Source organism: Bradyrhizobium sp. (assembly GCF_036009065.1).
Classification (GTDB): Bacteria; Pseudomonadota; Alphaproteobacteria; order Rhizobiales; family Xanthobacteraceae; genus Bradyrhizobium.
Genome location: NZ_DASYMN010000345.1, coordinates 1 through 13376 on the forward strand (window position 1 = coordinate 1; position 13376 = coordinate 13376).

Here is a 13376-nt window from a genome sequence, read left to right on the forward strand (position 1 = left end):
CGAGGCCATCACCGGCATCGAGAACCGGATCGCGGTGCCGCTCAAGCTGGAGCGCAAGGACGGCAGCGTGCTCGACTGCATGACCATGCCGCTGCCGGACGGCGCCACCATGCTGACGTTCCAGGACATCACCGATACCGAAAACGTCGAGCGCGCGCTGCGCGAGCGCAACGAGGCGCTGGAGACCGCCGACCAGATGAAGGTCGATTTCGTCCACCACGTGTCCTACGAATTGCGCTCGCCGCTGACCAACATCATCGGCTTCGCCGACCTGCTGACCGATCCCGCCACCGGCCCCTTGATGCCGAAGCAGGCCGAGTATCTCGGCTACATCACGACGTCGACCAGCGCCCTGCTCGCCATCATCAACAATATCCTCGATCTTGCCACCATCGATGCCGGCGCCATGACGCTCGAACTCGGCGCGGTCGACATCCGCAAGACCATCGCCGCGGCGGCGGAAGGCATCCAGGACCGTCTTGCCCGCGACCGCATCGAGCTCAAGGTCGATGCCGATCCCACCATCGGCGCCTTCGTCGGCGACGAACGCCGCGTGGTGCAGGTGCTGTACAATCTGCTCGCCAATGCCGTCGGATTTTCCCCACAGGATGCCGTGATCGCGTTGAGCGCCAGGCGCACCGAGCAAAGCGTGGTCTTTGCCGTGACCGATTCCGGCCCGGGCATTCCGCCTGACGTCAAGGACAAGGTGTTCGACTGGTTCGAGAGCCATTCCAACGGCTCGCGGCATCGCGGCGCGGGCCTCGGCCTGTCGCTGGTGCGCTCGTTCGTCGAGCTGCATGGCGGCAAGGTGCGGGTCGATTCGATCGTCGGCAAGGGCACGACCGTGAGCTGCGAATTTCCGGTCGACCAGGCGCATCGCAACGCCGCGGAATGACCGGGTCTTCGACATTCTCGACGGCGCTCGCAAGCGAGATGGCGACCGCGCATCTGATGGCCGACCTCGCGCTGCTGATCAGCCCCGGCGATGTCATCACGCTGTCGGGCGACCTCGGCGCGGGCAAGACCGCGGCGGCCCGCGCGATGATCCGCTATCTTGCCGGCGACGAGACGCTGGAAGTGCCGAGCCCTACCTTTACACTGGTACAGGGTTACGATCTGCCGCCATTTCCGCTGGTGCATGCGGATCTCTACCGCGTCAACGACGCCAGCGAGTTGGAAGAAATCGGCCTGTCGCCGTTGCCTGAAAGTACCGTGGCGTTGATCGAATGGCCGGAGCGCGCGCCGGGCGCACTTCCCGCCGACCGAATCGACATCGCGCTGAGCCATCGTCCGGCGCTGGGCTCGACCGCCCGCGCCGCCGTCATCACCGGCCATGGCAAGGCGGCCGCCCAGGTCGAACGGCTCGAAGCGTTGCGCGCGTTTCTGGATGATGCCGGGTATACGGAAGCAAAACGCCAGCGCATGCCGGGTGATGCGTCTACCCGATCTTACGCGCGGCTTGCGCGCAACGACGACTTCGTCATCCTGATGAACTCGCCGAAGCGGCCGGACGGGCCGGCGATCTACGACGGCAAGCCATATAGCGCGGCGGTGCATTTGGCCGAGGATGTAAAACCGTTCGTCGCCGTTGCCAACGGCCTGCGCGAGCGCGGCTTCTCCGCGCCGGCCATCCATCATGCCGACCTCGATGTGGGCTTCCTCATAACCGAGGATTTTGGCAGCACCGGCTTTGTCGAGGGCGATCCCCCCACGCCGATTCCAGAACGCTATCAGGCCGCGACCGACATGCTGGCGGCACTGCATGGTTTGGCCTTGCCCGAAACACTGCCGCTGGCGCCGCAGATCACCTACACCATCCCGGCCTTCGACACCGACGCGATGCTGGTCGAACTGGGCTTGATGCCGGAATGGTATTTGCCGGATCGCGACGCCGCGCCCACGGCCGAGCTGCGCCGCGAGTTCATGGCGTTGTGGCGCGAGTTGCTGGTTAAAGCCGAAATTGCGTGGAAAACCTGGGTGATCCGGGATTTTCATTCGCCCAATCTGATCTGGCTCGATGCGCGCGCCGAGTTCGCCAAAGTCGGCATCATCGACTTTCAGGACGCGGTGCTGGGCCCGGCGGCCTACGATCTGGTATCGCTGCTGCAGGATGCGCGGATCGACGTGCCCGAGACGCTCGAACTTGCGATGCTGACGCGGTACATCAAGGCGCGGCTCGCCTCGGACGATACGTTCGACCCGGCGGCGTTTACGGAACTCTACGCAATCATGTCGGCGCAGCGGAATACGCGGCTGCTCGGCACCTTCGCGCGACTCAACCGGCGCGACGGCAAGCCGCAATACCTCAAGCATCAGCCGCGGATCTGGACCTACCTCAACCGTTCGCTGGACCATCCGGCGCTGTCAGGCATCCGCGCCTGGTATGCCGCCCATGTGCCGGTTCCAGTTCCCTGATTTACAGCCTGTTAACCAACCTGGCCTTAATCTGCGCGCAAAGTTCTACCTTGGGCTGCGGGCGCGGCCATCGGTGAGAGGATCGCGATCATGACTACAGAACGCCGCAAGGGCGAGCGCATTACCTTTGAGCGCGGGATCGGCGCGCATATGATGGGCATCGACGGCACCTGGCGCCGCGACTGCACCATGGAAGACATTTCCGAAACCGGCGCCAAGCTGATCGTCGAAGGCTCGGCCGAGGGACTAAACCTGAAGGAATTCTTCCTGCTGCTGTCCTCCACCGGCCTCGCCTATCGCCGTTGCGAACTGGCCTGGGTCAATGGCAACCAGATCGGCGTCAATTTCCTCAAGCCCGCCGACAAGAAGAAGAGGGTCGCGCGCCGCCCCACCTCGGCAACGGCGGACGTCTGAACCTGCCCTGCCGCGTGTCGTACATCCGTCATTCGCGGCACCTATGCGTGAGCGGTGCATCGCTCGAATCACCATGATAGGATCGGCTGCGACAAGATGTTGAACCCGACGCGCCCTGAGAATCTCCTGAACATGCCGGTCAAGCCCGCCAAAGCCATGGTCCTCGCCGCCGGCCTCGGCGTCCGCATGCGCCCCCTGACCGACCGGATGCCGAAACCGCTGGTGCCGGTCGCGGGCCGGCCTTTGCTGGACCATGTGCTCGACAGGCTGGCGGAGGCCGGCGTGCGCGAAGCCGTCGTCAATGTGCATTATCTGCCCGACCAGATCATCGATCATGTGGCCTCGCGCGCGCAGCCGCATGTGACCATCTCCGACGAGCGCGATGCCGTGCTGGGAACCGGCGGCGGCGTGGTCAAGGCGTTGCCCTTGCTCGGCAACGCGCCGTTCTTCCATGTCAACGCCGATACGATGTGGATCGATGGCGTGCGATCCAATCTGGCGCGGCTGGCGGAAACCTTCGATCCCGCGCGCATGGACATCCTGCTGCTGATGGCGCCGACCACCAGCAGCATCGGCTATCACGGCCGCGGCGATTACGCGATGGCGGCCGACGGCACCTTGCGAAAACGCAGGGAACATCAGGTGGTGCCGTTCGTCTATGCTGGCGTCGCGATCATGTCGCCCGCGATTTTCGAAGGCGCACCGACCGGCGAATTTTCGCTGACCAAAATGTTCGACCGCGCGGGTGAGCAGGAGCGGCTGTACGGCCTGCGGCTGGACGGCGTCTGGATGCATGTCGGAACCCCCGACGCCATCGCCGCCGCGGAAGACGCCTTTCTCGCCAGCGTGGCGTGATTTTTCGTCATTGCCGGGCTTGACCCGGCAATCCATCCCCTTCGCAAAATTCTATCAAAATTTGATGGATGCGCGGGTCAAGCCCGCGCATGACGAGGAAAATCCCCCATGCCATGATGCATCCTGATCGCGAATCAGGACATCCATGCGCGTTTTCAATGTTCCAGCATCAGCCCCGTTTTTGCGCACGGTCATCGCAGCGCTGGTCGACGGCCGGCTGGTCGACGGCTTCACCGCGCGGGCAAATCCGGAACGGCTGGCGCAGGCGACGCTCTATCTGCCGACCCGGCGCGCCGGACGCATGGCGCGGGAAATTTTTCTCGACGTGCTCGGTACCGACGCCGTGCTGCTGCCGCGCATCGTCGCGCTCGGCGATATCGATGAGAACGAACTGGAATTCGCGGAAGCAGCCGAGCAATTCGGCGGCTCGGCTCCGTTGGACATTCCGCCCAAACTGGAGGAGCTTGAACGTCGCCTCACGCTGGCGAGGCTTGTAGAGAAATGGGCGAAAAGCCCGACCGCGTCGCCGCTGGTAATCGGTGGTCCGGCATCGACGCTTGCATTGGCGGGCGATCTCGCGCAGCTGATGGACGACATGGTGACGCGTGGCGTCGATTGGAAAGCGTTCGATGGTCTTGTCCCCGACCATCTGGATCAATATTGGCAACTCACGCTCGACTTCCTGAAAATCGCGAGCCAAGCTTGGCCAGCTTATCTCGAAGCCACCAAAAAGATCGAACCGGCGGCCCGGCGCGACAGGTTGATCGAGGCCGAAGGCGCGCGGCTTATCCAGCATCACGACGGCCCGGTGATCGCGGCGGGCTCGACCGGCTCGATGCCGGCGACGGCAAGATTTCTCAAAGTGATCGCCGGACTGCCGCAAGGCGCCGTGGTGCTGCCGGGGCTGGACACCGACCTCGATGACGAGGCGTGGCAATTGATCGGCGGCGCCACGGACGCGCACGGCAAGGTTTCCGCGGCCGCATCGAATCATCCGCAATTTGCGATGCACGCGCTGCTGGACAGATTCGGCCTCAAGCGCAGCGATGTCGAACCGCTTGGCACAGCCGCGCCGCATGGACGCGAGCTGCTGATGTCCGAGGCGATGCGGCCATCCAATGCCACGGCGCAATGGCATCGGCGGCTGGAACAGCCGGCGGTTGCGGAGAAGATTGCAGCCGGCATGCAAAATCTCGCGGTGATCGAAGCCGCCAATCCCGAGATGGAAGCACTGGCGATCGCAGTCGCCATGCGCGAGGCGCGAGAACTTGACAGATCAGCCGCGCTGGTGACGCCGGACCGCGCGCTGGCGCGGCGGGTGGAGGCGGCGCTCGGCCGATGGAACCTCGCCTTCAACGATTCCGGCGGCGACGCGTTGACGGATACGCCTGCGGGAATTTTCGCACGGCTGGCGGCGGAAACTGCGTCGAATCTGCTGGAGCCGCCGACGCTGCTGGCGCTGCTGAAGCATCCGCTGCTGCGGCTGGGCCGCGCGCATCACGCGTCCAGGAGCGCGATCGAAACACTTGAACTGGTGCTATTGCGCGGGACGCGTCCGGCGGCCGGAAGCGGCGGACTGGCGAAAGAATTCATTCGATTTCGAGACGAGCTCGCCAAACTCGACCGCGGCGAAGCATCGACGCTGCATCGCGCCGAACCACGAACCAGGCTCGCAGCGGGTGACCTCGACCAAGCCGAGGCGCTCATCGCGCAGCTACAGGCCGCGCTCGCCCCGCTCGAAAGCATCGATCCCTCACGACCGCACGATCTTTCCGAGCTTGCCGAACGCCATCGCCGGGTCTTGGTGGCGCTGTCGTGCGATGAGAACGGCATCGCCGTCGCTTTCGAGGGCCATCAGGGCCTGGCACTCACGGCCGCGTTCGACGATCTGCCCGGCGAGCCGGAGCGCAGCGGACTGATGGTTCGACTCGGCGATTATCCAGAGGTTTTCCAGACCGCATTCGCCGACCGCATCGTGCGACGGCCGGAAGCACCCGGAGCGCATTTGCGCATCTATGGTCAGTTGGAAGCGCGGCTGACGCAGAGCGACCGCGTCATTCTGGGCGGTCTGGTCGAAGGCGTCTGGCCGCCGGCGCCGCGCAACGATCCCTGGCTGAGCCGCCCGATGCGGCACCAGCTTGGACTCGATCTGCCGGAACGGCGCATCGGCCTCTCCGCGCATGATTTTGCGCAGCTGCTCGGCGCCGATGACGTGATCCTCAGCCATGCCGCGAAGGTCGGCGGCGCGCCGTCGGTGGCGTCGCGCTTTTTGCACCGGCTGGAGGCGGTGGCCGGCGAGACGCGCTGGGATGCCGCAAAGGCAATGGGCGAAAAATATATCCACTTCGCAAACGAGCTTGATCGGCCGGAAAAGGTTGAGCCGATCCCGCAGCCAACGCCGAAGCCGCCGCGCATCGCGCGCCCTCGAAGGCTGTCTGTTACAGCGATCGAGGACTGGCTGCGCGATCCCTACACGATCTACGCAAAACACATTTTGAAGCTGGAGCCGCTCGATCCCGTCGACATGCCGCTGTCGGCGGCCGACCGCGGCTCGGCGATCCACGATGCGCTCGGCGATTTCACAGAAACTTACAAAACGATATTGCCGGATGACCCGGCGGGCGTGTTGCGGCGGATCGGCGAAAAACATTTCGCGCCGCTGATGGACCGGCCCGAGGCGCGGGCGCTGTGGTGGCCGCGTTTCCAGCGTATCGCAGCGTGGTTTGCCGGTTGGGAAGCCGAGCGGCGGCTCAATGTCAAAACCATCGACGCCGAGGTCGAGGGCAAGATTTCGATTGGGCTCGATAACGATCGCTCATTCACGCTCACAGCCCGGGCCGACCGCATCGAGCATCGCACCGACCGCACCTACGCCATTCTCGATTACAAGACCGGCGCGCCGCCGACCGGCAAGCAGGTACGCATGGGGTTGTCGCCGCAGCTCACGCTGGAAGCCGCGATCCTGCGCGAGGGCGGCTTTGAAGGCATTGACGCGGGCGCTTCGGTCAGCGAATTGCTGTATGTCCGGCTCAGCGGCAACAATCCGCCGGGCAAATCGATCGTGCTGGAATTGAAGGTCAACAAGGGCGATGCGCCGCAGTTTCCCGACGACGCGGCCGACGAGGCGAGGCGCAAGCTCGAAGCCTTGATTCGCGCCTTCGAGAATGAGGAGCAGGCTTACACCTCCCTCAATCTGTCGATGTGGACCAACCGCTATGGGGCGTACGACGATCTGGCGCGGATCAAGGAATGGTCGGCGGCCGGCGGCCTTGGCGAGGATATCGAATGAGTTCGCTGCGCGCCGACATCCCCGCTGCGGTCCGCGCCACCCAGGCGCGCGCGTCCGATCCCGCCTCGTCGGCCTTCGTCTCCGCCAACGCCGGGTCGGGCAAGACCCATGTGCTGGTGCAGCGCGTGATCCGCCTCCTGCTCGACGGCGTGCCGCCGGAGAAAATTCTCTGCATCACCTTCACCAAGGCGGCGGCGGCCAACATGGCGGAGCGGGTTTTCACCACGCTCGGCCACTGGGTCGCGCTTGACGACACGGCGCTCGATGCCGCGATCCGTGACGCCGGTATCGCGCGGCCGGACGCAAACTTAAGGATGCGCGCGCGCGAACTGTTCGCATGCGCGCTGGAGACGCCGGGCGGGCTCAAGGTGCAGACCATCCACGCGCTGTGCACGCGGCTGCTGCAGCAGTTTCCATTCGAGGCCAACGTGCCGGCGCGCTTTGCGGTACTCGACGAGCGCGACCAGGCCGAGATGATGGAGCGCGCCAATCTCAAGGTGCTGCTCGATGCCTCCCGCGATCCGCAAAGCTCGGCCGGCCGCGCGCTCGACATCGCCATGGCCAGCGCCGCCGACGTCACCTTCAAGGACGTGGTGCGCGAAGCTTGCCTTAGCCGCGACCATTTTTTGGCATGGACCGACAGCGCTGGCAGCGCCAACGCCGCGATGGCGCAGGTGTCCGCGGCGCTCGGCGTCGATTCGAGTGAGCGGCTTGACGACGTCGAACGCGAAATCGTGGAAGGGCCGCATCTGCCGCGAGCGCGATGGGAGCACCTCGCTGCCATTCTCGATACCGGCAGCAAATCTGATTCGGACCAGGCCAGCCGGCTTCGCGAGGCGCTGGCTTTTTCCAGCAGCGAACAGGTCGATGCCTATCTCAATGTGTTCCTGACCGAGGCGTTGACGCCGCGCAAATCGGTGGTGACCAAGAAGTTCTGCGACAGCAATCCGGCAATAGCCCGGTTGTTCGACGCTGAGGCCAATCGCGTCTTTCCCTTGATCGATCGGCGCCGCGCCTTGACCGTCCGCGACCGCACGCAATCGCTGTTGGTGATCGCGACCGCGGTCGCCGCGAATTACCGCCGCGAAAAGCAGGAACGCGGCCTGCTTGACTATGACGACCTGATCGACAAGACGCTTCAGATGCTGGACCGCGTTTCCTCCAGCTGGGTGCACTTCAAGCTCGACCGCGGCGTCGACCATGTGCTGATAGACGAGGCGCAGGATACCAGCCCCAGGCAATGGGACATCGTCGCCCACATCATTTCTGAATTCACCACGGGCGAGGGCGCGCGCGACGGCGTCAAGCGCACCATCTTCGCGGTGGGCGACGAGAAGCAGTCGATCTTTTCGTTTCAGGGCGCCGTACCGCGCGAGTTCGACCTGCAAAGCCGGGAGCTGGAGCGAAAATTCAAGGAAGCGCGTCTTCAGTTCGAGCGGCTGGCGTTCAAGCATTCCTTCCGCTCGGGACCGGCGATCCTGCAATCGGTCGACCATGTCTTTCGCGACCAGACGATCTATCGCAGCATCCATGCGGAAAACGCCTATCCGCTGCACGAGGCGTTGCCGGACGCAGGTCCAAGCCTGATCGATCTGTGGGAGCTGGAATTGCCCGATCCCCGCCAGGACATCGAAGGCTGGCGCGCGCCGTTCGACGCGGTGTCGGAAACCAGTCCCGAAGTCCGGCTGGCCCGGCGGATTCAGGCCGAGATCAAGGCGCTGATCGCCGCGGGCACCATGACCGGCAACGCGGGCAATCGCCGCAGCTTAAGCTATGGCGACGTGCTGGTGCTGGTGCGGCGGCGCGGCAATGCGTTCGATGCGGTGATTCAGGCGCTGAAGCACGCCAACGTTCCGGTGGCCGGCGCCGACCGGCTAAAGCTGACCGAGCATATCGCGATCATCGACCTGATGAATCTCGCCGACGCGCTGCTGTTGCCGCAGGACGACCTGGCGCTGGCGGTGGCGCTGAAGAGCCCGCTGTTCGGCTTGACCGATGACGATCTGTTCACGCTGGCGTGGCAACGCAAGAGGTCATTGCGCCATGCGTTGTCGGAGCATGCCGCTGCGGACGGCAAATTCGAGACCGCGCTTGCCCGCCTGAAAGCCTGCGAGGCGCTTGCGATGCAGGAGACGCCGTTTGCGTTCTACGCCTGGCTGCTCGGCGGCGATGGCGGCCGCGCGCGGATCCTGAGGCGGCTCGGGCATGAAGCCAACGACGCGCTTGACGAATTTCTCGAGCTGGCGCTGGCTTATGAACGGAAGGCGCCGGCCTCGCTGCAAGGTTTCATGGCCTGGCTGCGCGCCGCCGACACCGAAGTGAAGCGGGACATGGAAATCTCGCGCGACGAGGTCCGCGTCATGACCGTGCATGGCGCCAAGGGGCTGGAAGCGCCGGTGGTGTTTCTGGTCGACACCACGACATCCCCCGCCGATACCACGCGCCTGAAACTGGTCCGGATGCCGCAGGGCAATGCCGCGCCGCATGCACCTGGCGTGGTGGTGTGGGCCGGCAAGAAGGCGGAGGATCCGCCGCCGGTCGCCGCCGCCCGGGCGGCGATGCTGGGCGAGACCGAGGACGAATACCGCAGGCTGCTCTATGTGGCGATGACGCGCGCGGCCGATCGTCTGATCATCGGCGGCTGCATGCCCGGCAACATGCGGAAACTGCGCGAGCTGTCGTGGTACGATTTGATCGAAAAGGGCCTCGGCAGTTCCGGATTGCACATGCAAAACGTGCCGCCGCCGGACGGCGTGGTGAAGCGTTTTTCGCGGGCCGAGGACGTAAGCCCTGCGGCGGTCGCGGTACCGGCGCAAGCGTCGGGCACGGTCATTCCGTTACCCGCGTGGTTGCGTACGCCTGGACCGCGCGAAGCGCGCATCGCCAACTTTGTGCGGCCGTCGGACCCCAAGGACGAGACAAGCCATGTTGTCAGCACCGGCGAGTCAACGCAGTTGCGCGCGATCGCGCTGCAGCGCGGCAAGATCGCGCATCGACTGCTGCAATCGTTGCCGGACATTCCAAGCGAGCTGCGGCAGGAAGCCGCCGCCAGGTATCTCGCTCGCAATACCGAGGGCTGGAGCGAAGACGATCGCACGCAGCTCGCCTCCCAAGTCCTCGCGCTGATCGGCGACAGCCGGTTTGCATCGGTGTTCACGCCCGGCAGCCGCGCCGAAGTCTCCCTGGTCGGGCGGCTGGATCGGCCGGAACGGCCACCGGTGCTGGTGTCCGGCCAGATCGACCGGCTGGTGGTGGCGCCCGCCGAAGTCCTGATCGTTGACTACAAGACCAATCACGCCCCGCCACGCAGCCTTGCCGAGACGCCTGTGGCCTATGTCCGCCAGCTCGCGCTGTACCGGGCGGTTCTCGCCAAACTTTATCCCCGGCGGCCGGTCCGTGCCGCGCTGCTGTGGACTGAAACGCCTGAAATGATGGAGATTCCGGGCCCCGCGCTGGACGCGCAACTGGCAAGCATTATCCAAAGGGATGACCGAGCTTGACCCGGCACCCCCCCGTTCATAGGTTGATCGCATGATTCCGGCGGCGATTCCTGGCCGCTTTCAAACGCAGTGAACGAGGTATTGCAATGGCCGTTGGCAAGGTTTCAGACGCCGATTTCGAAACCGAAGTGCTCAAGGCGACTGGCCCGGTCGTGGTCGATTTCTGGGCCGAATGGTGCGGTCCCTGCCGCATGATCGCGCCGGCGCTGGACGAAATCTCCGGGGCGATGGGCGACAAGGTCAAGATCGTCAAGCTGAACGTCGATGAGAGCCCGAAGACGGCGTCGAAATACGGCGTGATGTCGATCCCGACTTTGATGATCTTCAAGGATGGCGAGATGGCCTCGCGACAGGTCGGTGCCGCGCCGAAGCAGAAGCTGCAGCAGTGGATCACGGCCGCGGTCTGACCCTTTACCTCTCCCCGCAGGGGAGAGGTGAAAGTCTGATGGAGCTTTGAAAATAATTTGCGTTGACGGCCGGCAAAATGCCGGCCGTTTGCGTTGACGAGAATGCCCCGCACCGCTTCCCGCCGAAAACCCGCTGCGACCACCTCCGGCCTCGCCGCGATGGAAGCCCGTTCCGTCGATGCGATCCCACGCGGCGCGGAATGGCAGTACGAGCCGAAGTGGGATGGTTTTCGCTGCCTGCTGTCGCGCAACGCCGACAGCGTGGCGCTGCGGTCGAAGTCCGGCGAGGATCTCACACGTTATTTTCCGGAACTGGTCGAAGCGGCGCTGCGGCTGAAAGCAGCGCAGTTCACGCTGGACGGCGAAATCGTCGTCCCGGACGGCAAGACCTTTTCGTTCGACCACCTGCTGCAGCGGATTCACCCCGCAACGAGCCGCATCAAGAAACTGTCGCAGGAGACACCCGCGCTATTTCTGGTCTTCGATCTCTTGGCGACGGCAAGGGACAAGAAGCTCTCAGCGCAACCGCTCAGCAAACGGCGACCGGCTCTGGAAGCCTTCGCAAAAATTCAGTTCAAGTCGCAAACCACTTTTCGGCTCTCGCCGGTAACGACAAGTTTTGCCACTGCAAAAAAATGGCTCGCCGGAGCCGGCGGCGGCTCCGATGGCGTGATCGCCAAACGGCTCGACCTGCCATACCAGTCCGGCAATCGCGACGGCATGCAGAAGATCAAGAATTTTCGCAGCGCCGACTGCGTCATTGGCGGATTTCGCTACGCGACCAACAGGCTGGACGGCAGGAAAGTCGTCGGCTCGCTGCTGCTCGGTCTCTACGACGATAAGGGACTGCTGCATCACGTCGGCTTCACTTCCGCGATCAAGCGCGAGCAGAAGCCGGCGCTGACGGCAAACCTCGAAGCGCTGATCGCAGAACCGGGCTTCACCGGCAACGCGCCGGGCGGCCCGAGCCGCTGGTCCACCGAACGCTCTGCGCAATGGTGTCCGCTAAAACCCAAGCTCGTGATCGAGGTATGCTATGACCATTTCAGCGGCGAGCGATTCCGCCATGGCACCACCATCCAGCGCTGGCGTCCGGACAAGGCGCCACGGCAATGCACGCTGGATCAGTTGAAGCAGAAAGCCGTCAATCCGATGAAGCTGCTGGGGTGAAGTATTGCAAACACCGGCATTGCCGGGCTTGACCCGGCAATCCATCCTCTTCGAAAGGATTCTTGCAAAGATGGATGGATACGCGGGTCAAGCCCGCGTACGACGCAGGGAATATTTTGGGCACGAGCTACTTCGGCAGCGTGCCGTTGGCGGCCAGCACGTGGCCGGCGAGATACAGTGAGCCGGTGATGAGAATGCGCGGCGGCACCTCGTAGGCGAGGCGGGTCAGCGAACGCAGCGCCGCGTCGACACCGGAAGACGTTTCCACCCGCATGCTTAAGTGCCGCGCCGCATCGGCCAGCGTGTCCGGCGCCATTGCGCCTGCGCGATCCGGAATCTGCACCGCGATGATATGCCGGGTGAGGCCCGCGAAATTAGCGAGAAAGCTTGTCGCGTCCTTGTTGGCCATCATGCCGGCGATCACCACCAACGGCCGCGACACCCGCTCCTCGAGATCGCCCAGCGCCGCCGCCACCACGCGCCCGCCATCGGCATTGTGCCCGCCATCGAGCCACAATTCGCAGCCGGGCGGCGCCAGGTCCACCAGCCTGCCGGACGCCAGCCGCTGCATCCGCGCAGGCCACTCGGCGCGAAGGATACCGGTCTCGAAAGCCGCGTTGTTGATCTTGAATGCGTCGAGTGCGCGCAGCGTCGCGATCGCAAGCCCGGCATTGTCGAACTGATGCCGCCCGAACAGTTTTGGCGCCGCCAGGTCCATCAAGCCGCGCTCGTCCTGATAGACCAGCCGCCCGCGCTCGACGTTGACATGCCAGTCCTGCCCGGCGGCGTGCAGCGGCGCCTGCATGCGCTTCGCCTGCCGTTCGATCACGGCGGCGGCATCGGGCGCCTGCTCTGCTGCTATCACCGGCACGCCGCGCTTGATGATGGCAGCTTTTTCACCTGATATCTTGATCAGCGTGTCGCCGAGAAGTTCGGTGTGATCCATGCCGATGGGCGTGATGACCGTGGCCTGCGGCGCGTCGATCACATTGGTGGCGTCGAGCCGTCCGCCGAGGCCGGTTTCGAGCAGCACCACGTCGGCGGGATGTTGCGCGAACAGGCAGAACGCCGCGGCGGTCTGGATCTCGAAGATGGTGATGGGTGCGCTGTCATTGACGCGTTCGCAATGTTCCAGCGCCGCGCGCAATTCGGCGTCATCAGCCAAAATTCCGCCGCCGGTCCGGCCCAGGCGATAACTCTCGTTGATCCGCACCAGATACGGCGATGTATAGACGTGAACGCGCTGGCCCGCAGCTTCGAGGATCGCGCGCAAATAGGCGATGGTCGATCCCTTGCCGTTGGTGCCTGCGACATGGATTACCGGCG

9 protein-coding genes are annotated in these 13376 nt (G+C 64.5%); 8 read left to right on the plus strand and 1 reads right to left on the minus strand.

What is annotated here, in order from left to right; all coding sequences use genetic code 11:
• The 8 genes from VGP39_RS21175 to VGP39_RS21210 form a co-directional block, all read left to right on the plus strand.
• The coding region (locus VGP39_RS21175) for an ATP-binding protein (RefSeq protein WP_327570050.1) at positions 1–895 on the plus strand (895 nt) is incomplete at its 5' end.
• Complete coding sequence (gene tsaE / locus VGP39_RS21180) at positions 892–2415, plus strand: tRNA (adenosine(37)-N6)-threonylcarbamoyltransferase complex ATPase subunit type 1 TsaE (protein WP_327570051.1); 1524 nt, start codon at positions 892–894, stop codon at positions 2413–2415. The genes VGP39_RS21175 and tsaE, both read left to right, overlap by 4 nt.
• A gap of 90 nt (positions 2416–2505) precedes the next feature.
• A complete protein-coding gene (locus VGP39_RS21185; protein WP_327570052.1) occupies positions 2506–2829 on the plus strand; it encodes a PilZ domain-containing protein in 324 nt (107 codons plus the stop codon).
• A 132-nt stretch (positions 2830–2961) separates the two neighbouring features.
• Positions 2962–3684 (plus strand): nucleotidyltransferase family protein, encoded by a 723-nt coding sequence (locus VGP39_RS21190; protein ID WP_327570053.1) that lies wholly within the window; start codon positions 2962–2964, stop codon positions 3682–3684.
• A gap of 145 nt (positions 3685–3829) precedes the next feature.
• Complete coding sequence (gene addB, locus VGP39_RS21195; protein ID WP_327570054.1) at positions 3830–6973, plus strand: double-strand break repair protein AddB; 3144 nt, start codon at positions 3830–3832, stop codon at positions 6971–6973.
• On the plus strand, positions 6970–10473 hold the full coding sequence (gene addA, locus VGP39_RS21200) for a double-strand break repair helicase AddA (RefSeq protein WP_414644756.1): 3504 nt from the start codon (positions 6970–6972) through the stop codon (positions 10471–10473). Before addB ends, addA begins: the two co-directional genes overlap by 4 nt.
• A gap of 86 nt (positions 10474–10559) precedes the next feature.
• Entirely contained in the window at positions 10560–10880 is a 321-nt protein-coding gene (gene trxA, locus VGP39_RS21205; protein ID WP_327570055.1) for a thioredoxin, read from the plus strand.
• 102 nt (positions 10881–10982) lie between these two features.
• On the plus strand, positions 10983–12050 hold the full coding sequence (locus tag VGP39_RS21210) for an ATP-dependent DNA ligase (RefSeq protein WP_327570056.1): 1068 nt from the start codon (positions 10983–10985) through the stop codon (positions 12048–12050).
• A 127-nt stretch (positions 12051–12177) separates the two neighbouring features.
• Here VGP39_RS21210 and VGP39_RS21215 read toward each other — a convergent pair.
• Positions 12178–13376: folylpolyglutamate synthase/dihydrofolate synthase family protein (locus VGP39_RS21215; protein WP_327570057.1), on the minus strand; the 1199-nt coding region annotated here is incomplete at its 5' end.